This window comes from Paracoccus luteus, assembly GCF_004522155.1.
Taxonomy (GTDB): domain Bacteria; phylum Pseudomonadota; class Alphaproteobacteria; order Rhodobacterales; family Rhodobacteraceae; genus Paracoccus; species Paracoccus luteus.
Genome location: NZ_SDEA01000012.1, coordinates 65851 through 85366 on the forward strand (window position 1 = coordinate 65851; position 19516 = coordinate 85366).

Below are 19516 nucleotides of genomic sequence, written 5' to 3' on the forward strand. Positions count from 1 at the left end.
CGGTGCGCGATGACCGACCTGCCCGCCCGCCAGCTGCCGCAGTCGCTGACAGGCGCTGCGCGGTCCGCGGCGCAGCCCGACGACATCGGCGACGTCCTCGCGTCCATCCGCCGCCTGATCGCGCAAGAGGATGGCACTGCGCCCGCCGCGGTTCCGCCCGCCGCGCCGTTGTGGACGGCCCCCGCCCCCATGTTGCGCGCACCGAGCACGGCGGCGCTGGCGCAGGCGGTCGATGCCGCCTCGACCCGCATGGCCGCGACCGCGCAACGGGCCGACAGCCTGCGGCAGGCCGGGGCGCAACAGGACGCCGCGATGCAGGCGCCGCGGGCGCACCTGCCCGGCGGGTTCACGGCCGCGCCCGCCGCCGCCAGCCCTGCGGGCGCGGGATCGCGGTCGGGTGATGCCCCTGATGCACCCCTGCGCCTGCGCCCGGATGCCCTGATCCCGCCCGCGCGGCCGGTGCCGCGATCCGAAGGGCGGCTGCGCCTGCTGTCGGTGCTGGGAACCGCCGGGGCTGAGGCTGCGGCCGCCCCGGCGCCGGCCGACCGGACCGGCGCTGCGGATATCCGCGACAGCGACGCCGCCCCGCAGTGGCCCGCTGCGGCGGATTCGTCCGCGGTTCCGCTGGTGAGCTTCGCTGCGGACCGAGCAACCTCTCCGCGCCAGGAACCGAAAGCAGCGCCTGCCGCTGTCCCGGCGGCCCGGCCCGAGCATCCCCGAACCGTCCCCGCGCAAGGTCAAGGCGACGTTTCTGCGGATGCAACAGCCGCCCTGCACGACGACAGCCATGCGCCGGTCGGAAATCAGGCCGCGTCCGCAGCGCCTGCCGCTGTCCCGCCCGCCCGGCTGGAGCAGCCCCGGACCGTCCCCGCGCAGGGTCAAGGCGACGTTTCTGCGGATGCAACAACCGCCCTGCACGACGACAGCCATGCGCCGTTCGGAAATCAGGCCACGTCCGCAGCCACCGACCTGGACCCGCCGCCGCCTGCCGCGAATGACAGCCCGGCGGCGACGCCGGAACCGCCGCAGTCGGACGGCACGCCCGATCCCGCAAGCCTGCGCGGCCTGCTGCGCGCCGCCATCCGGCAGGAACTGCGGGGCGAGATCGACAGCCTCGTGACCGGCCCGCTGCACCGCCTGATCCGGGCCGAGGTGGCGCGCGCCGTGGCCGAGGTCTTCGGCGACGCAGACCGCGCCCTGCACAGGTGACCCCCGACGGGGTGCGGCCGGGCACCGGTGGGCCGGGACTGCGCGCGTCGGGCGAGCGGCACCCGCCCGGCCGCTGCCGCTGCCGCCGCCGCCCTGCAGCAAGCCGCTGCTTCTGCCGCCGTCCTGCGCACGGCCGCTGCCCTGCCTCTGCCGCCCTGCTGCCGCTGCTGCTGCCTCTGCCGCCCCGCTGCAAGGCCGCTGCTTCTGCCGCCGCCCTGCAGCACGGCTGCCGCCGCTGCCGCCCTCCGCTGCCGCTTACAGATACCCCTCGGGGTCCACGCTGTCGAAGCCCTTGCGGACCTCGAAATGCACCACGCCCTCGTTGCGGGCGGTGCCGATGGACTGCCCGGCCGACACGCTGTCGCCCTTGGCGACCTTCAGCCCGTCGATCCCGGCATAGACCGTCATCAGCCCGCCATCGTGGCGGACCACCACGATGGGCACGCCGTCGGTGTCGCGGGTGACTGCAGCGACCGTTCCAGCCGACGCCGCCCGGACTGCGGCGCCCGGCGCGGCGGAAATGTCGATACCCTCGTTCGTCCCCTTCTTGTAGGGGCGCACGATCGATCCGTTCACCGGCATCGCGAACCGGCCGCTGCCGGACGCCGCGGTCCGGGTCTGGCCCATGTCGGGTGCGTCCGCCCTGGGCGCGGGGGTGGACGCGGGCCGGGTCCGTTCGGATGGCAACGGCCGGGACGCCGACGGCGGCTGCGGCGTGGCCGAGCCGGCGCCGGGCGCCGCGACGGCGACAGTCGTCGTCCCCGCCCGCGCCGGGATCGCCAGGCGCTGCCCCACCCTGACCGCCATGCTGGCGGGCAGCGCGTTGGCCTGCGCCAGCGCATCCGCCGAAACGCCGTATCTGCGCGCGATCGACCACGCCGTCTCGCCCGCGGCCACGGTGTGGGACTGCGTCGCCGCCTGCGCAGCCGCGCCGCTGCTGCGGGCGGGCAGGCCGCCCTCGACCGCCGGTTGCCGCACGCCCTGCCCGGCAAAGGGGTCGGTGACCTGCCCCGGGGCCGCACCGGCCGCAGCCGGGCGCCCCCACGGCAGGGTGAACCGCGGCATCGCCATCCGCGACCCCGGTGCGGCCGTGCCCTGCGCCTGCGCGCCCGCCGCCGGCTGGCCCGGCATCTGCGGAATGCGGACCTGCGGCAGCTGCATCCGCGACATCGCCAGCGGGGTCGAGGCGGCGGGCCCCTGCGCCACGGTCCCCGGCTGGCCGGGCGCCGCCCCCGGCGCGCCGCCGGTTGGCTGGACGCATCCCGCCAGCGCCACAATCAGCGTGCAGGAACCCGCGCGCAGCAAAACTCGTGTGACCATCTGCCCGTCCTCATCATTCGTCTTCGGGGGTCATGTCTGTCCCAACCCCTCGATCAGCGGCACGAACCGCACCTGCCGCAGCTCGTCATAGGCATAGCCCGTCTCGGTCCGCGTCACGCGGATCAGGGTCTGCACCGCGTCCGACTGCCCGACCGGCACCACCATGATACCGCCGATCTTCAGTTGCGACAACAGCGGCCCCGGCGGGTCTTCGGCCGCGGCAGTCACCATGATGCGATCAAAGGGCGCCTGCTCGGGCAGCCCGCGCGACCCGTCCGCGACCCGCGCGGTGATGTTGGTCAACCCCAGGCGGCGAAAGATCTCCTCGGCCTCGGCGACCAGCCGCCGGTGGCGGTCGACGGTCAGCACGCGGCGGCACAGCACCGACAGGACGGCGGCCTGGTATCCGCTGCCGGTCCCGATCTCCAGCACGGTGTCTCGGGGGCCGGGGTTCAGCGCCTGGGTCATCAGCCCGACGACGCTGGGCTGGCTGATGGTCTGGCCGCAGGCGATGGGCAGGGGGGTGTCGTCATAGGCGCGGTCCTCGAAATGGCCGCGCACAAAGGCGCCGCGGTCGATCCGCTCCATCGCGGCCAGCACGCGCGGGTCGGTCACCCCGCGCGAGCGCAGCGCCAGCAACAGGCGCATCTGCCGTTCCGCGGGGTCGTGGCCCGCGCCGCCGTCGTCGCCCCCGGTGTCGTCGCCGGCCATCATCCCTCGTCCATCACGGCGGCCAGCCGGCTGGTTTCGGCGCGGCAGGTGATGTCGGGCCGCATCGGCGTGACCGAGACATAGCCCGCCCGCAGCGCCTCGACGTCGCTGCCCGCGGTCGCCGGGGCGTGCTGCGGCCCGCCGGTGATCCACAGGAACCGCCGGCCGTTCGGCGCGACATGGGGCTGGACGCCAAAGCGCACCCCCTGCCGCCGTCCCTGCGGCGCGACACGGGTGCCGCGCACCGCCGCCGCCCCGCACGGGGGGAAGTTCACGTTGTAGAACAGGCGGAAATCATCCTCCTCGGACCAGTCGGCATGGTCCAGCAGCGCCCGGATCACCCGCGCGCCGTGGACGCGCGCGCCTTCGAACGGGTCGTCCAGCCGCGCCGTCTCGGGGCCCATGTACTGCGACAGGGCGATGGCGGGCAGACCCTGCAGCGCCGCCTCCATCGCGCCGCCGATGGTGCCGGAATACATCACGTTTTCCCCCGCGTTGTTGCCGCGGTTCACCCCCGACAGCACCAGGTCGGGGGGCGATCCGGCCATGATGTCGGCCAGCCCCGCCAGCACGCAGTCGGCGGGGCTGCCCTCGGCCGCCCAGCGGCGGGGGGCCAGTTCGGCGATCATCGTGGGGTGGGTATAGCTGATGCAATGCGCCACGCCCGATTGCTCGAACGCGGGGGCCACGGTCCAGACCTCGCCGTCCGGGCCGGCCAGTTCGGCGGCGATGTCGGCCAGCGCGGCCAGTCCCGGCGCATTGATGCCGTCGTCGTTGGTGATGAGAATCCGCATCCTGCCCCTTTACGCCCCGCCTGCCCCCGCGTCGCGGAAAAGGCGTTCTCCTTGCCCAAATACTCCGGGGGTGAGCGCCGCCAGGCGCGAGGGGGCGGCGCCCCCTTGCCCTTGCCGCGCGCGGCGGCCCGCGTCCCGCCCGCACCCTGATTAGCCGCCCCGGGCGCACCCTTGCAAGCCGCACGCGAATCGCCGTTTGACGAGGTCCGCGGCCCCGGTCAGGATGGGGAAAACGCGGGCAGCCATGCAGATCTATCTTCCCATCGCCGAGGTGTCGGTCGACGCCTTCACGCTGGTCGGGCTTGGCGGCATCGTCGGGCTGATGAGCGGGCTGTTCGGCGTGGGCGGCGGGTTCCTGATCACGCCGCTGCTGTTCTTCATCGGCATCCCCCCCGCCATCGCGGTGGCGACCGGGGCGAACCAGGTCGTCGCGTCGTCCTTTTCGGGCGTGCTGGCGCATCTGAAGCGCAAGACCGTCGATGTCCGCATGGGCGTCGTGCTGCTGATCGGCGGCATCGCGGGGTCGGCGCTGGGGGTGGGTGTCTTCGTCCTGCTGCAGCGATGGGGCCAGGTCGAGCTGGTGGTGCAGATCAGCTATGTGGTGTTTCTGGGCTTCATCGGGCTGACCATGCTGCGCGAAAGCCTGGGCGCGCTGCGCGCCTCGCACGCGGCCGCGCCCACGCGGCGGCGGCTGCACGAACACAGCTGGGTCCACCGCATGCCGTGGAAGATCAAGTTCCGCGCCTCGGGCCTTTACATCAGCGTGATCCCGCCCCTGCTGATCGGGCTTGCGGTGGGGGTGCTGGCGGCGATCATGGGGGTCGGCGGCGGGTTCATCATGGTGCCCGCGATGATCTATCTGCTGGGGATGCCGACCAAGGTCGTGATCGGCACCTCGCTGTTCCAGATCGCGGCGGTCAGCGCCTTCACCACGCTGATGCACGCGGTCAGTTCCAACACCGTGGACATCATGCTGGCGGTGCTGCTGATCGTGGGGGGCGTCATCGGCGCGCAGGTCGGCACGCAATGGGGCGCGAAACTGCGCGCCGAACAGCTGCGCGTGCTGCTGGCGCTGCTGGTGCTGGGGGTGTGCGCCAAGCTGGCCTTCGACCTGGTGGCGCGGCCCGACGATCTGTATTCGCTGGCGCCGGGGCGCGGGTGACGGGCGCGGGCGGCATCCCGCGCGGCCCCGCGCGGCGCGCCGCGCTGCTGGCGGCGCTGATGATGTCGCTGGCCGCACCGGCGGCGGCGCAGGACGCCGGGGCACCGGACGCCGGAGCACAGGAGGGGGCGGCCCCGCCCGGCCCGACCCGCACGACGATCCCCGCCCCCGCCCCTCCGGCCGAAGAGGTGGTGGCAGGCCTCTCGCAGGACGACGTGGCGATCACCACCAGCTTCAACGGGTCGCAGATCCTGATCTATGGCGCGATCAAGCGGCAGACCCCGATCCCCCAGGGGTCGGACCTTGGCGTCATCGTCACGGTCGAGGGGCCGTCCCAGCCCGTCACCGTCCGCCGCAAGGACCGCCGCGCGGGCATCTGGATCAACGCCGCGCAGCTGCAGATCGGGGCCGCACCGGATTTCTATGTGGTGGCGACCAGCGCGCCGCTGGACCAGCTGCTAAGCGACGAAAGCGACACGCAATACCGCATCTCGCCCGCGCTTGCGGTGCGGTCCTTCGCCGGCCCCGTGGACATCCCCGACGCCACCGCCTTCACCGAGGCGTTGCTGCGCCTGCGCACGGAACAGGGCCGCTATCGCGTGGACGAGGGCACGGTGCGCATCGTCGAGCAGACCCTGTTCCGTGCCGATGTCACGCTGCCCTCGAACCTGATCGAGGGCACCTACAAGGCGCGCATCCTGCTGGTCCGGGGCGGCCGGGTGGTGGACGTCCACCGCGCCCCCATCGAGGTGCGCAAGGTCGGGCTGGAGCTGTGGCTGTATCGCCTCGCGCTGGAAAAACCGTTCTGGTACGGGCTGATGTCGCTGGCCATCGCGATGGCGGCGGGCTGGGCGGCCTCGACCGCGTTCCGGGCGCTGCGGCGCAAGTGACGGGGCGGCCCGCGCGCGGGCCAAGGGCGGTGGATCCGAAGGGCTGCGCCGGGCGTTGTCGCCGTGACCCAGAAAGGACCGCACATGACCCGACACCGCACCCGCCCCGCACCTTTCCTGCGCGCCTTTGCCGCCGCCGCCGCGCTTGCGCCGCTGCTGGCGCTGCCCGCGGCCGCCCAGACGGCACCCGACCAGACCGCGCCCGCCGCCGGTCATGCCCACGACACGCCGCAGGGCCAGGCGCCCGCACCCGGCACCGCGGCGTCCACCGCCGCCTATATGGCCGCGATGGACAAGATGCACATGGGCATGGCCATCGCCTATACCGGCAACGCCGACGTCGATTTCGTGCGCGGCATGATCCCGCACCATCAGGGCGCCATCGACATGGCCCGGATCGAACTGGAACACGGAACCGACCCCGAACTGCGCGAGATGGCGCAGGAAATCATCGCCGCGCAGGAAACCGAGATCGCGACGATGCAGGCGTGGCTGGCGGCGAACGCCCCCGACGCTGCGCAAGCCGACGCCGCCAAGATGGAATCGATGGCCGCCAGCAGCCCCGTGACCGGCGCCCCGCCCGAGGCAAAGCCCGCCGGCGCCGAGACGCCGGTGCCGGTCCCCGAGGCGAAGCCGGCCGGGACCGAGCCGCCCGAGGCGAGGCCCGCGGCCCCCGCCGCCCCGCCGTCGAACTGACGCGCGCCCGCTCCACCGCTTGTTCGGCGGGGCGGCTCAGGCGCTCTGCCGCCCGCCGCCGGCCCGGCGGGGCGTGTCATGCCGTTCCCGGCCGGCCGACTGCCGGGGTGGCGTGTCACGCCTTCTTCGCCCTGCCAACTGACGCGAGGGGCCTTAGGCGCTCCGCCCGCCGCTGAACTGACGCGACCGCCGGTCCTGCCCGGCTGTCATGCCATCCCCCGGCCGGCCGGACTGCCGGGATGGCGTGTTCGCCCCCCTTCCGACTGCGGGGCGCGTCGCGCCTCGCGTCCCGCCGCCTGCCTGCTCCGCCGCCTCAGGCGTTCTGCCCGGCCAGCCTCGCGATCTCGGCGGTTGCGGCGGCGACGCCGCCCGGCCCGTGCGGGATGCCAAGCGCGACCAGCCCCGATTCCACGACCGCCAGCGTGCCCAGCAGCCCGTGGGCGCTGATGTGGCCCATATGCGCGATCCGCAGCGCGTCGGCTGGCGTCTCGGCCCCCAGGCCGATGCCCAGCGTCAGCCCGGCGGTCCGGTCCGTCCAGGCCCGCAGCCGGTCCGCGCCCGGCACCCGCGCCGCCGTCACCGACCACGCCCGCGCGGCGGGGTCGGCGACGTTGGCCGCGATGCCGCTGTCGCCCGCGCCCCAGGCGTCCAGCGCCGCCCAGGTGGCGCGGGCCAGCCCCTCGTGCCGGCGCCAGACGGCGTCCAGCCCCTCGTCGTCCAGCAGCATGGCCAGCGCCTCGGCCAGCCCGTAAAGATGCTGGACCGGCGGGGTGCCGCCCCAGAACCGCCACAGCTCCTCGGCCGTGGCGCGCGGCGTCCAGTCCCAATAGGGGGTCGCAGCACCCCGGCCCGCCGCGACGCGGTCGGAAAACCAGACGAACGCCAGCCCGGCGGGGACCATCAGCCCCTTCTGGCTGGCCGAGACCAGCACGTCGACGCCCCATTCGTCCATCCGCATCGGCTCGCACCCCAAAGACGCGATGGCGTCCACCGCGAAGGCCGCCGGGTGGCCGCCCATCGCCGCGCGCAGGGCGGGGATGTCGGCGCGCACCGAACTGGCGGTGTCCACCTGGCAGACCAGCACGGCCCGGATCGCACCTTCGCGGTCGGCGGCCAGCCGGTCGGCCAGCCGCTGCGGGTCGGGGGCGGCGTTGGCAAAGTCCATCTCCTCGACCTCGACCCCGATGGCGCGGGCGTTGGCGGCCCATGCCCGCCCGAAATGACCCGAGGTCAGGACCAGCGCCCGGTCGCCCGGCGCGAACAGGTTGATGTTCGCGGCCTCCCACGCGGCATGGCCGTTGCCGATATAGGCGGCAAGGTTCTGGCGCGTGCCCGCCAGCCGCTTGAGGTCGGCCATCAGCCGCAGGTTCAGCTGCGTCAGCTCGTCGCCATAGATGTCGGGCGAGGCGCGGTGCATCGCCCGCAGCACCCGGTCCGGCACGGGCGAGGGACCGGGAATGGCAAGCACGGGACGGCCGGCGGCGAAACTCATCATGAACCTCGACTGGATGGGACGGCCATGACTAGGTCGCCGGCGCGCGGGCGTCCAGTGGTGGGATTTCGGCGGTGTCATGGGCCACGGAGGACATTGCCGGCGGGCGGCGGCCCGCAGGGTCGGGCTCTGCGGGGCGTGGCGCTCGAACCCAAGCCCGCGCCCTGATCGCCCCGGCCCGCCACCATTCCGCCGCAGGCCGCGCGATGCCTGCCCGCTGCGTGCCCGCCCCTTTCCTGCCCTCGCCAAGCCCCGCCTTTCCAACCCCTGCCCGCCGCGCTATCCGTGGCAAAGACTTGGGAAGGGACCGGATGCCCACTCGCGCCGACCGACCGCGCGGCCTCGCGGCCCGCCTGTGGCGCGATTATCTGCGCCCGCACTGGCCGCGCATGGGCGTGGCCAGCGCCCTGATGGTGATCGAGGGATCGACGCTGGCGATCCTGTCCTGGATGCTCAAGCCGCTGTTCGATCGGGTGTTCGTGGGCCGCGACGAGGGCGCGATCTGGTGGGTCGGCGCGGCGATCCTGGCGCTGTTCGTGACCCGCGCGCTGACCTATATCAGCACGCGCGCGATCCTGACCTCGGTCCAGCAGGCGGTCGCCGTGGCCATGCAGGGCGATCTGCTGCGCCACATGCTGACGCTGGACGGCGCGTTCTTCCAGGTGAACCCGCCCGGCGCGCTGATCGAGCGGGTGCAGGGCGACACCCAGGCGGTGCAGGGGATCTGGACGACCTTCATCACCGGCGCCGGGCGCGACGCGGTGTCGCTGGTGGCGCTGTTCGGGGTGGCCATCGCCATCGACCCGTGGTGGACGCTGGCCGCCGCCGTGGGCGTGCCCTTGCTGATCCTGCCCACGGTGTTCGTCCAGCGATACGTGCGGCGCAAGACGCGCCAGACCCGCGCCGACGCCAGCCTGCGCGCCACCCGGCTGGACGAGGTGCTGCACGGCATCGCCGCCGTCCGCCTGAACCGGATGGAGGAGTATCAGTCCCGCCGGTTCGACCGCATCATCACCGGCATCCGCCGCCGCCAGACCAAGGTCAGCGCCATCTCGGCGCTGATCCCGGCGCTGATCGACGTGGTGACGGGTCTGGGCTTTGTCGGCGTGCTGGCGCTGGGCGGCGCGCAGGTCATGCGCGGCGAACGCACCATCGGCGACTTCATGTCGTTCTTCACGGCGCTGTCACTGGCCTTCCAGCCGCTGCGCCGGCTGGGCGGGCTGGCGGGCGGCTGGCAGACGGCCGCCGCCTCGCTGGAACGGATCTATGCCATCTTCGACGAACAGCCGACGATCCGGTCGGGGCCGCGCCGCACGGCGCCGGACGACACCACGATCCGGCTCACGGACGTGCATCTGGCCTATGGCGCGCATCCGGTGCTGCGCGGGCTGACCTTTACCGCCGAGGCGGGGCAGACCACCGCGCTGGTCGGCCCGTCCGGCGCGGGCAAGTCCACAGTGTTCAACCTGCTGGCGCGGATGGCCGATCCCGACCGCGGATCGGTCACGCTGGGGGGCATCCCGGTCGCCGAATACGATCTGGGCACGCTGCGCGACCAGTTTTCCACCGTCAGCCAGGACAGCGCGCTGTTCGACGAGACGCTGCGCGAGAACATCGTGCTGGGCCATGACGTCGCCCCCGACCGGCTGCGCCGCGCCGTGACCGCCGCCCGCGTGGCGGATTTCGCCGACGCCCTGCCCGCCGGGCTGGAAACGCCGGCCGGGCCGCGCGGATCGGCGCTGTCGGGCGGCCAGCGCCAGCGCATCGCCATCGCCCGCGCGATCCTGCGCGACGCGCCCGTGCTGCTGCTGGACGAGGCGACCAGCGCGCTGGACGCCGCGTCCGAGCGGCTGGTCCAGCAGGCGCTGGAGGAGCTGAGCGCCGGGCGCACGACGCTGGTCATCGCCCACCGCCTGTCCACCATCCGCGCCGCCGACAAGATCGTCGTGATCGAGGCCGGGCGGGTTGTCGAACAGGGCACCCATGACCAGTTGATGGCGGCGGACGGCACCTATGCGGCGCTGGTCCGCCTGCAATTCGGAGGCGATTGATGCGGACCATCCTGCGCGTGACCGGAACCGACCGCGAGGCGTTCCTGCAGGGGCTTGTCACCAACGACGTGACCCGCGCCCCCTGCTGGGCCGCGCTGCTGACCCCGCAGGGCAAGTATCTGGCCGATTTCCTGATCGTGCCGGACGGCGACGCGCTGCTGATCGACGTCGACGAACGGCTAGCCGACGACCTCATGCGGCGACTGTCGATGTATCGGCTGCGATCCGACGTCCAGATCGAGCGGTCGCAGATGACCGTCGCGCGCGGCACCGGGCCTGCGCCCGCGGGCGCCATCCCCGATCCGCGCCACCCCGCGCTGGGCTGGCGCCACTATGGCGCGGCGGGCGAGGACGGCACCGACTGGGACGCGGTCCGCGTGGCCCATGTCATCCCGGAATCGCTGGTCGAGCTGATCCCGAACGAGACCTTCGTGCTCGAGGCCGGGTTCGAGCGGCTGCACGGCGTCGATTTCCGCAAGGGCTGCTTCGTCGGGCAAGAGGTGACGGCGCGCATGAAGCACAAGACCGAACTGCGCAAGGGGCTGGTCGGCGTGGGGATCGAGGGCGCGGCCCCGGTCGGCACCCCCGTCCTGGCGGCCGACGGGCGCGAGGCCGGGACGCTGTTCACCCAGTCCGCCGGCCGCGCCATCGCCCAGATGCGGTTCGACCGCATCGCGCCGGGGCTGAGGGCCGGGGACGCGGCGGTGACGGCGATCCCGCGGGCCTGATGGCGGCCCGCGCGACAGCGCCCTAGGGTGCGTGCCCTGCACGCAGCAGGTTCCGCAGGCGCACCATCTTGCGCAGGTGGTGCGTGGGAACCACGCACCCTGCGGACGCGACGCCCCGATGCGTGGCCGCCATGACCGCTGACGCCCCGCCCCCGGTCCGCCGCATCGTCCACGTCGATATGGACGCGTTCTTCGCCAGCGTGGAACAGCGCGACAACCCGGCGCTGCGCGGCCGTCCCGTCGCTGTCGGCGGCTCGTCCCTGCGCGGCGTCGTCGCCGCCGCGAGTTACGAGGCGCGGCCCTTCGGCGTGCGCTCGGCCATGCCGTCGGTGCGGGCGGCGCGGCTGTGCCCGGACCTGATCTTCGTCAAGCCGCGGTTCGATGTCTATAAATCCGTCAGCCAGCAGATCCGCGCGATCTTCGCCCGCTTTACCCCGCTGATCGAGCCGCTGTCGCTGGACGAGGCCTATCTGGACCTGACCGACCATCTGGACGGCCGCACCGCGACCCGCATCGCGCAGCAGATCCGGGCACTGATCCGGGCCGAGACCGGGCTGACCGCCTCGGCCGGGGTCAGCTATAACAAGTTCCTGGCCAAGCTTGCCTCGGACCACAGAAAGCCCGACGGGCTGTTCGTCATCCCCCCCGAGGCGGGGCCGCATTTCGTCCTGTCGCTGCCCATCGGGCGGTTCCACGGCATCGGCCCCGCGACGGCGGCCAAGATGGAACGCCACGGCATCCGCACCGGGGCCGACCTGCGCCGCCAGACGCTGGCGTTCCTGACCGCGCGTTTCGGCAAGTCGGGGCAGTATTACTTTGACGTGGCGCGCGGCATCGACCACCGCGTCGTCCGCCCGGATCGCATCCGCAAGTCCATCGGCGCCGAGAACACGTTTTTCGAGGACATCCACGACCCCGCCGCGGCCGCCCTGGCGCTGGTGCCGCTGGCCGACAAGGTGTGGCGCCACGCCGAGACCCACCGCCTGCGCGGGCGCACCGTCACGCTCAAGGCGAAATACACCGATTTCCGGATCGTCACCCGCGCCCGCAGCCTGCCCCTGCCGGTGGCGTCGCGCGACGCGCTGCTGGCGCAGGCGACAGCGATGCTGCCGCAGGTGCTGCCCGACCCGCGCGGCGTGCGGCTGCTGGGGGTGACGCTGTCGGCGCTGGAACCCGCGACCGATCAGCCGCCGCCCGACCAGCTTGGCCTGTTCGACTAGCCCATGAACCCCATCGGCAGGCCGAACGCCCCGGCCAGCAGGACAAAGTTCAGCGTCAGCACGATCGCCGCGCCGATCCCCGCCAGCACCCGCACCGGCCACGAGGCGACGAACTCGCCCATCACGCGGCGCTGCGCGGTGAACCAGACCAGCGCCAGCATCGGCACGGGCAGCGCGATGGACAGCACCACCTGGCTCATCACCAGGGCATCGGTGGCGTTGACCCCCGCGGCGACGACCGCAAAGGCGGGCACCATCGTCACCAGCCTGCGGACCCAGATCGGGACATAGAACCGCAGGAACCCCTGCATGATGACCTGTCCCGCCATCGTGCCGACGACCGACGACGAGATGCCGGACGCGATCAGCGACACCAGGAACGCGGTCGCGGCCATGCCCCCCAGCAGCGGCGTCAGCGAGTGATACGCGGTCTCGATCTCGGCCACCTCGACATGGCCCTGGAAAAAGGCGGCGGCGGCCATGATGATCATGGCGGCGTTGATCATCCCGGCGATGGCCAGCGCGACCACCACCTCGATGTTGGAAAACCGCACCAGCCTGCGCCGCTGGGCCAGCGTCGCGCCGGGCATCCGTTCCGCCGTCAGCCCGGAATGCAGGAAGATCGCGTGCGGCATGACGGTCGCGCCGATGATGCCGACGGCGATGGTCAGCGCGCCCAGGTCGGGCAGGCTGGGGGTGACGAACCCCGCCCCCGCCGCCGCCCAGTCCACCGGCGCGATGAACAGTTCCACCAGATAGCACAGGCCGATGGTGCCCACGAAGGCGGCGATCACCAGCTCCATCGGGCGAAAGCCGCGCCCGCCCAGCATCAGGATCGCATAGGTGATGGCCGCGGTGATCGCCATGCCCCAGATCAGCGGCAGGCCGAACAGCAGCGACAGCCCGATGGCGCCGCCCAGGAACTCGGCCAGGTCGGTGGCCATCGCCGCGACTTCCGAGATCGCCCACATCACCCAGACCAGCGGCCGGGGCAGGTTGTCGCGGCTGACCTCGGCCAGGTTCTGGCCGGTGGCGATGCCCAGCCGCGCCGACAGCGCCTGGAACAGCATGGCGATGAGGTTCGCCATCAACACGACCCACAGCAGCGCGAACCCGTATTTCGCGCCCGCCTGGATGTTCGTCGCATAGTTGCCGGGGTCCATATAGGCGATGGACGCGATCACCGCCGGCCCCGCGAACAGCAGGAACGACCAGCGCCCGCCGCGCCCGGCCAGCGCCTCGGCCATGCCGTGCCGGGTGCGTTCGGTCAGCGCGTCGGGGGTGATCAGGCCGGGGCCGTGCGCGGATTTCGGCGGGGCGGTCATCACGTCTAGGCGCACGAGTCGGGCTTTCCGTTGGGGTCGGTCGAGATGAAATGTAGCCTTGGCTAAACTTGTGTCAACAGGGCAACCAAGTTGCGCCGATCTGCGCGCGGCCCTAGTCTGGCGCCATGACGCGCCCCCGCCCCGACCCCGACCCGACCTTGCCCGCCGCCGCGGTCACGCCGCCCGTCGCGGAGGCTGAGGCGCAGCCGGCCACGCAGCCCGCCGCCGGGGTCACGCCGCCGGCCGCGCAGCCTGGGGCGCAGCCAACCCCGCAGAGCGCCGCCGGGGTCACAGGACAGCCCGCCGCGCCGTCCCCCGCGCCGAGTCCGCCGGTGCCCCAGCCCGACCGTCACGAACGGGCGCGGCAGGCGCAGGCGCAGGCGCTGCTTGAGGATTATACCGAACTGATCGACGACCTGATCGCCGCAACGGGCGAGGCGCGGATCACCGACATCGCCGCGCATCTGGGCGTGACCCACCCGACCGCGACCAAGACCGTGGCCCGCCTGCGGCGCGAGGGGCTGGCCCAGTCGCGCCCCTATCGCGGGGTGTTTCTGACCGACAGCGGCCGCGACATGGCGGCGCGGGCGCGCGCGCGCCACCGGATGGTCGTCGATGTGCTGCTGGCGCTGGGTGTGCCCTCGGACGCCGCCGAAACCGACGCCGAGGGGATCGAGCATCACGTTTCCGACAGCACGCTGGCCGCCTTCGGCCGGTTCCTGGACGGGCGCGGCTGACCCGCGCCGGCCGGTTCAGGCGCGTTCGGAGTATTCGACCAGTTCGGTGTTGACCACGATCGCCTCGCCCGGGCCGACAAAGGGCGGCACCATCACGCGCAGCCCGTTGTCCAGAATCGCGGGCTTGTAGCTTTTCGACGCGGTCTGGCCATTCAGCACCGGCTCGGTCTCGGCCACGCGGCACACGACCTTTTGCGGGATCGACACGGCCAGCGCCTCGTCGCCGTAATACTGCACGGCGGCGGTCATGCCGTCCTGCAGGAACGGGCGGCGGTCCCCCAGAAGATCGGCGTCCAGTTCCATCTGCTCAAAGGTCGCGCTGTCCATGAACACCAGCTTGCCGTCGCTTTCATACAGGAACTGCTGGTCCTTCATGTCCAGCTGCACCTGCTCGACCCGGTCCTCGGACCGAAAGCGCTCGTTCAGCTTGCGCCCGTCGCGCAGGTTCTTCAGCTCGACCTGGGCAAAGGCGCCGCCCTTGCCGGGCTTGACGTGGCTGACCTTGACCGCCGCCCACAGGCCGCCGTCGTGTTCCAGCACAAAGCCGGGCTTGATCTCGTTGCCGTTTATCCTGGGCATCTGGGCTGACCTTGCGTGGGATGGGACCATGCGCCCAAGGGCGCAGGCGGCGCTGGTATAATGCGACGCGGCGACGTGCAACCAAAACGCTTCGCAAAGGTTGTCAAGCGGGTCACGGGTACATAGGTGCTGCCGGAATGTCATGAAACATGGCTAAAGCACGGATTGCACATGCTGCATGGCGGCAATGCGGCGGCAGGGATAACGAATCAGACGTCCGGCGGGATATGGCTGTCCGACGCCCGAACATGAACAACCGCGGGTCCGGCGCCCGCACCCCGTCTTGCGCGGGGCGATTACAGGATGATGAATATGCGCGATTTTGTTGACGGTTCGGCGTTTAATTTCGAACAGGGACAGCGCGCCCGCAAGCTGTTTGCGGCGGTGGTTCTTGCGGCCCTGGACGACGCCATCGCGGACGACAAGAAATACGGCAACGGCGCCGAGCAGATCGCCCGGTGGGCGCGCTCGCGCGACGGGCGCGAAGTGCTGAGCTGCGCGGGCATCGACCCCAACGAACGCGTGGTCAAGGGCCTGGTGGAGTTCGTGGGCAAGGGCGTGCGCACCTCGGTCGCGCTGTCGCGCGAGGAAAGCGAACGCCGCATGGCCGCCGAGGCTGAAGAGGCCGAGGCGGCGTAAGCCCCCGCCCCCGTTCGCGGTGAAGCGCAGGCCGCCCAAGGGGGCGGCCTTTTCGCTGCCCACCCGCGCCCGATCAGCCGAACAGGCGCAGCACCAGGGGCGCGATGATGGCCGTCAGGACGGCGTTCAGCCCCATGCCGATGCCGGCGAATGCGCCCGCCGTCGGATGGACCTGCAACGCCCGCGCGGTGCCGATCCCGTGCGCGGCGGTGCCGACCGCCAGCCCTCGCGCCCGCCAGTCGCGCAGCCCCAGCGCATCGAACAGCGGCGTCACGATCATCGCCCCGAAAATGCCGGTGCACAGCACCAGCACCGCGGTCAGCGTGGGCTGCCCGCCCAGCCCCTCGGCGATGCCGATGGCGACGGGCGCGGTGGTCGATTTCGGCGCAAGCGACGCCAGCTCGGGCAGCCCCAACCCCAGCGCGCGGCCGATGGCCAGCGCCGAGACGACGGCGACCAGCGATCCGGCGCCCAAGCCCGCCGCGATGGGCAGCGCCGCGCGCCGCATCCGGGGCAGGTTGTCGTGCATCGGCAGCGCCAGCGCCACAGTGGCGGGGCCCAGCATGAAATGGACGAACTGCGCGCCCTCGAAATAGGTGGCATAGCTGGTGCCCGTCACCGTCAGCAGCAGCCCCAGCGCGACCACCGCGATCAGCACCGGGTTCGCCCAGCTTTGCCGGCGCGACAGGCGGAAAACCGCGTCGCCCAGCGCATAGGCCCCCAGCGTCGCGGTCAGCCACAACAGCGGCCCCTGCGTCAGATAGGCCCAGATCAGGGCGGGATCGGCCTTCACCCTTCGGGCCCGCCGGGTTCGGTCAGCCGCGCGACGGCGGTAAAGGCGGCCGCGCCCGCGACCAGCGCCAGCACCGTGGACACCGCAATGGCGGCCGCCAGGGCCAGCCCGTGTTCGCGCAGCAAGGGCAGATGGGCGACGATCCCCACGCCCGCCGGGACGAAGAACAGCGACAGATGCGCCAGCAGCCCCTGCGCCGCCGGACGCAGCCGCCCGGCCAGCCCCGGCCAGATCCGCATGGCGGCCACCAGCGCCACCAGCCCGACCACCGGGCCGGGCAGCGGCAGCCCGCCCGCGCGCGAGACGACCTCGCCCGCAAGCTGAAACGTCAGGATCGTGACCAGCGCCGGAACCATGCGCCATGCTTAGCAGCCGCCGCGCCGATTTCCACCCGCGCCGCGCGGACGACAGCTTGTGGAGGACGGCCCCCCGATTACCATATCTTGCGCGCGCCGTTGACAGGCGCGGTCCCGCGCCGGACACTGCCCGCACCGATTCCCGCCTGCGAGGTCTGATCCGTGCGCTTCGACCGCCTGCGCCTGACCGGCTTCAAAAGCTTTGTCGATCCGACCGAGCTGGTGATCCGGCAGGGGCTGACCGGCGTCGTCGGCCCGAACGGCTGCGGCAAGTCCAACCTGCTTGAGGCGTTGCGCTGGGTCATGGGCGAAAGCCGCCCCACCGCCATGCGCGGCGACGGGATGGAGGACGTGATCTTCGCCGGCACCACCCGCCGCCCCGCGCGGGGCCAGGCCGAGGTGACGCTGGCCATCGACAACCGCGAACGCCTGGCGCCAGCAGGCTTCAACGACGCCGACGGGCTGGACATCACGCGGCGCATCACCCGCGACGCGGGGTCGGCCTATCGCATCAACGGCCGCGAGGTGCGGGCGCGCGACGTGCAGATGCTGTTCGCCGACGCCTCGACCGGGTCGCAATCGCCGGCGCTGGTGCGGCAGGGGCAGATCAGCGAGCTGATCAACGCCCGCCCCAAGGCCCGGCGGCGCATCCTGGAAGAGGCGGCGGGCATCGGGGGCCTCTATCAGCGCCGGCACGAGGCCGAGCTGAAGCTGACCGGGGCCGAGGCGAACCTGTCGCGCGTCGATGACACGCTGGACCAGCTGGCCGCGCAGGCGGCGGCGCTGGCGCGGCAGGCGCGCACGGCCGCGCGATACCGCCAGATCGGCGGGGACTTGCGCGCAGCCGAGGGCGCGGCCCTGTGGCGGCGCTGGCTGGACGCGGCAGCGGCGCTGGACGGGGCCGCCGCCGCGCTGGCCGCCGCCCGGTCCGCCGCCGCGGAGGCCGAAGGCGCCGCCCGCCGCGCCACCGCAACCCGAGAGGGGGCCGAGACCGCCCTGCCCCCCCTGCGGTCCGAGGAAACCGTCGCCGCCGCCATCCAGACCCGCGCCAGCGCCGAGACCGAGGCGCTGGACGAGGCCGAGGCCCGCGCCCGCGACGCCATCGCCACGCTGTCGGCGCGCATCGCCCAGCTTGACCGCGACCTCGCCCGCGAACAGGCGCTGAACCACGACGCCGCCGAGACGGTGGCCCGGCTGGCGGCGGAACGATCCCGGCTGGACGCCGCCCACGCGGGCCACGACGCGCGGCTGTCGGCCGCGGCCGACGCGGCCCGGGACGCCGCCGCGGCCCTGCTGACGGTGGAACAGGCGCTGGCCGGGCTGACGGACGAATCGGCCCGGCTCGCCGCGCGCCACCAGTCCGCCGAACGGCTGGCCGCCGACCTGCGCGCCATGCACGACCGCGCCGCGCGGGGCGCCGAGCAGGCCGGGCAGGCGGCCGCCCTGGCCGATCAGACCGGCCTTGCCGCGCGGGCGGCGCTGACCACGGCCGAGGCCGCCCAGACGCAGGCCCGTGGCGACGCCGAGGCGGCGGACAACCGGCTGACCGGGGCCGAGGCCGACCGCGCCGCCGCAGCCACGGCGGAAACCGCGGCCCGCACCGCCCGCGCCGGGGCCGAGGCCGAGGCTGCGGCGCTGGACGGCGAACGGGCCGCACTGGCCCGGCTGGTCGAACGCGCGCGTGGCGCGGGCGGGACGATGCTGGACGCCGTGACGGTGGCGCCCGGCGCCGAAGGCGCGCTTGGCGCGGCGTTGGGCGACGACCTGCGCCTGCCCGCCACAGCCCTTGGCGCGGGCTGGCGCGCGCTGCCGCCCTGCGACGGCCCGGACTTGCCCGATGGCGCGACGCCGCTTGCGGCGCAGGTGACGGGTCCGCCCGAACTGGCGCGGCGGCTGGCGCAGGTCGGTGTCGTGCCCGACGCGGCCACGGCGGCGGCGCTGCACCCGCGCCTCGCACCCGGCCAGCGGCTGGTGACGCCCGCCGGCGATCTGGTGCGCTGGGACGGGCTGGCGCTGCCCGCCGGGCAGGCGGCCTCTGCCGCCGCGCTGCATCTGCAGCAGGTCAACCGCCTTGCCGCGCTGACCGGTCAGGCCGCCGCCGCCCGCAGCGCCGCCGCCACCTCGATCGCCGCCCATGACGCCGCGCGCCGGGCGCTGGTGCAGGCCACGACAGCGGAAACCGCCGCCCGCGATGCCGCCCGCGCCGCCCACCGCGCGCTGGCCGACGCCGCCCGCGCCGCGACGCGCGCCGAATCAGACCTGTCGCTGGCGCAGGGCCGGGCCGAGGCCGCCCGCGCCGAACTGGCCCGCCACCGCGCCGATGCGTCGGACGCCGCCGGCCGGTTGGCCGAGGCCGACCGCGCATTGGCCGAACTGCCCGACCGCGCTGCAGCCGCAGCGGCCGTCCAGCACGCCCGGACCGGGGCCGATGCGGCGCGGCTGGCGACGCTGGCCCGGCGCAGCGCGCTGGACGAGATCGGGCGCGACGGCACCGCCCGCGCCGCCCGCCTGCAGGACATTACGCGCGAGGATGCGGGCTGGCGCGCGCGGCTGGAACAGGCGGGCAGCCGGGCCGCCGAACTGACCGCCCGCCGGGACGCATCGGCGGCCGAACTGGCCGAGGCCGGGGCGCGCCCGGCCGAGCTGGCCGCGCGCCGCGCCGATCTGGCCGTGCGCACAGCCGAAGCCGCCGCCCGGCTGGACCGCGCGCGCGCCGCGCTGGCGGCGGCCGAATCCGCGCTGATGACCGCCGCCGCGGTCGAACGCGACGCCGAGCGCGCTGCATCCGACGCCCGCGAGGCCCGCGCCGGCCGC

General features: G+C 73.4%; 18 protein-coding genes. 10 read left to right on the plus strand and 8 right to left on the minus strand.

All coding sequences use genetic code 11. The features are described from left to right. Positions 1-9: 9 nt before the first annotated feature. Positions 10-1209, plus strand: coding sequence for a hypothetical protein (locus EPA64_RS13350; protein WP_134726851.1), 1200 nt, complete (start codon positions 10-12; stop codon positions 1207-1209). Positions 1210-1464: 255 nt separating this feature from the next. Here the strand turns inward: EPA64_RS13350 and EPA64_RS13355 are convergent, their stop codons facing one another. Genes EPA64_RS13355 through surE form a run of 3 tightly spaced genes read right to left on the minus strand, consistent with a single transcriptional unit; the run spans position 1465 to position 4034 of the window. Further along, positions 1465-2529, minus strand: a complete 1065-nt coding sequence (locus EPA64_RS13355) for a M23 family metallopeptidase (protein ID WP_134726852.1) — start codon at positions 2527-2529, stop codon at positions 1465-1467. A gap of 30 nt (positions 2530-2559) precedes the next feature. Then, positions 2560-3240 carry a protein-L-isoaspartate(D-aspartate) O-methyltransferase gene (locus EPA64_RS13360; protein ID WP_134726871.1) on the minus strand — a complete coding sequence of 227 codons (681 nt, stop codon included), beginning with the start codon at positions 3238-3240 and terminating at the stop codon, positions 2560-2562. Then, positions 3240-4034 carry a 5'/3'-nucleotidase SurE gene (gene surE, locus EPA64_RS13365; RefSeq protein ID WP_134726853.1) on the minus strand — a complete coding sequence of 265 codons (795 nt, stop codon included), beginning with the start codon at positions 4032-4034 and terminating at the stop codon, positions 3240-3242. The genes EPA64_RS13360 and surE overlap by 1 nt, the downstream gene beginning before the upstream one ends. A 244-nt stretch (positions 4035-4278) precedes the next feature. Here surE and EPA64_RS13370 point away from each other — a divergent pair, with 244 nt between their 5' ends. The 3 genes from EPA64_RS13370 to copM all read left to right on the plus strand — a co-directional run bounded on the left by EPA64_RS13370 (position 4279) and on the right by copM (position 6782). Further along, a complete protein-coding gene (locus EPA64_RS13370) occupies positions 4279-5196 on the plus strand; it encodes a sulfite exporter TauE/SafE family protein (RefSeq protein WP_134726854.1) in 918 nt (305 codons plus the stop codon). Then, positions 5193-6086: a TIGR02186 family protein gene (locus tag EPA64_RS13375; RefSeq protein WP_246026762.1), complete on the plus strand. Its 894-nt coding sequence runs from the start codon at positions 5193-5195 to the stop codon at positions 6084-6086. The genes EPA64_RS13370 and EPA64_RS13375 overlap by 4 nt, the downstream gene beginning before the upstream one ends. An 84-nt stretch (positions 6087-6170) precedes the next feature. Continuing rightward, the gene (gene copM, locus EPA64_RS16940; protein WP_134726855.1) at positions 6171-6782 is read left to right on the plus strand and encodes a CopM family metallochaperone; all 612 of its coding nucleotides are present in this window, start codon (positions 6171-6173) and stop codon (positions 6780-6782) included. 313 nt (positions 6783-7095) lie between these two features. Here the strand turns inward: copM and EPA64_RS13385 are convergent, their stop codons facing one another. Beyond that, complete coding sequence (locus EPA64_RS13385; RefSeq protein ID WP_134726873.1) at positions 7096-8274, minus strand: pyridoxal-phosphate-dependent aminotransferase family protein; 1179 nt, start codon at positions 8272-8274, stop codon at positions 7096-7098. A gap of 311 nt (positions 8275-8585) precedes the next feature. On the opposite strand from EPA64_RS13385, the gene EPA64_RS13390 reads away from it, so the two are divergent. From EPA64_RS13390 to dinB, 3 genes are all read left to right on the plus strand, one after another. Beyond that, positions 8586-10325: an ABC transporter ATP-binding protein gene (locus EPA64_RS13390; protein WP_134726856.1), complete on the plus strand. Its 1740-nt coding sequence runs from the start codon at positions 8586-8588 to the stop codon at positions 10323-10325. Next, positions 10325-11053 carry a CAF17-like 4Fe-4S cluster assembly/insertion protein YgfZ gene (gene ygfZ / locus EPA64_RS13395; protein ID WP_134726857.1) on the plus strand — a complete coding sequence of 243 codons (729 nt, stop codon included), beginning with the start codon at positions 10325-10327 and terminating at the stop codon, positions 11051-11053. The genes EPA64_RS13390 and ygfZ overlap by 1 nt, the downstream gene beginning before the upstream one ends. 131 nt (positions 11054-11184) lie before the next feature. Continuing rightward, positions 11185-12273, plus strand: coding sequence for a DNA polymerase IV (dinB, locus tag EPA64_RS13400; RefSeq protein WP_134726858.1), 1089 nt, complete (start codon positions 11185-11187; stop codon positions 12271-12273). Here the strand turns inward: dinB and EPA64_RS13405 are convergent. After that, positions 12270-13598: an Nramp family divalent metal transporter gene (locus tag EPA64_RS13405; RefSeq protein WP_134726859.1), complete on the minus strand. Its 1329-nt coding sequence runs from the start codon at positions 13596-13598 to the stop codon at positions 12270-12272. The two genes, dinB and EPA64_RS13405, sit on opposite strands and share 4 nt — an antisense overlap. 125 nt (positions 13599-13723) lie before the next feature. Between EPA64_RS13405 and mntR the strand changes: the two genes are divergently transcribed. Further along, positions 13724-14335, plus strand: a complete 612-nt coding sequence (gene mntR / locus EPA64_RS13410; RefSeq protein WP_181953518.1) for a manganese-binding transcriptional regulator MntR — start codon at positions 13724-13726, stop codon at positions 14333-14335. 15 nt (positions 14336-14350) lie between these two features. Here the strand turns inward: mntR and efp are convergent, their stop codons facing one another. Next, positions 14351-14914, minus strand: a complete 564-nt coding sequence (gene efp / locus EPA64_RS13415) for an elongation factor P (protein WP_134726860.1) — start codon at positions 14912-14914, stop codon at positions 14351-14353. A gap of 312 nt (positions 14915-15226) precedes the next feature. Here efp and EPA64_RS13420 point away from each other — a divergent pair, with 312 nt between their 5' ends. Then, positions 15227-15553, plus strand: coding sequence for a DUF6280 family protein (locus EPA64_RS13420; RefSeq protein ID WP_134726861.1), 327 nt, complete (start codon positions 15227-15229; stop codon positions 15551-15553). 73 nt (positions 15554-15626) lie between these two features. Here the strand turns inward: EPA64_RS13420 and EPA64_RS13425 are convergent, their stop codons facing one another. Together EPA64_RS13425 and EPA64_RS13430 are read right to left on the minus strand one after the other, a co-directional pair. After that, positions 15627-16346 (minus strand): LrgB family protein, encoded by a 720-nt coding sequence (locus EPA64_RS13425; protein ID WP_134726862.1) that lies wholly within the window; start codon positions 16344-16346, stop codon positions 15627-15629. Further along, positions 16343-16702 (minus strand): CidA/LrgA family protein, encoded by a 360-nt coding sequence (locus EPA64_RS13430; protein ID WP_134726863.1) that lies wholly within the window; start codon positions 16700-16702, stop codon positions 16343-16345. The genes EPA64_RS13425 and EPA64_RS13430 overlap by 4 nt, the downstream gene beginning before the upstream one ends. Positions 16703-16864: 162 nt before the next feature. Here EPA64_RS13430 and EPA64_RS16945 point away from each other — a divergent pair. After that, positions 16865-19516 (plus strand): AAA family ATPase (locus EPA64_RS16945; RefSeq protein ID WP_134726864.1); only part of this gene is annotated, 2652 nt, incomplete at its 3' end.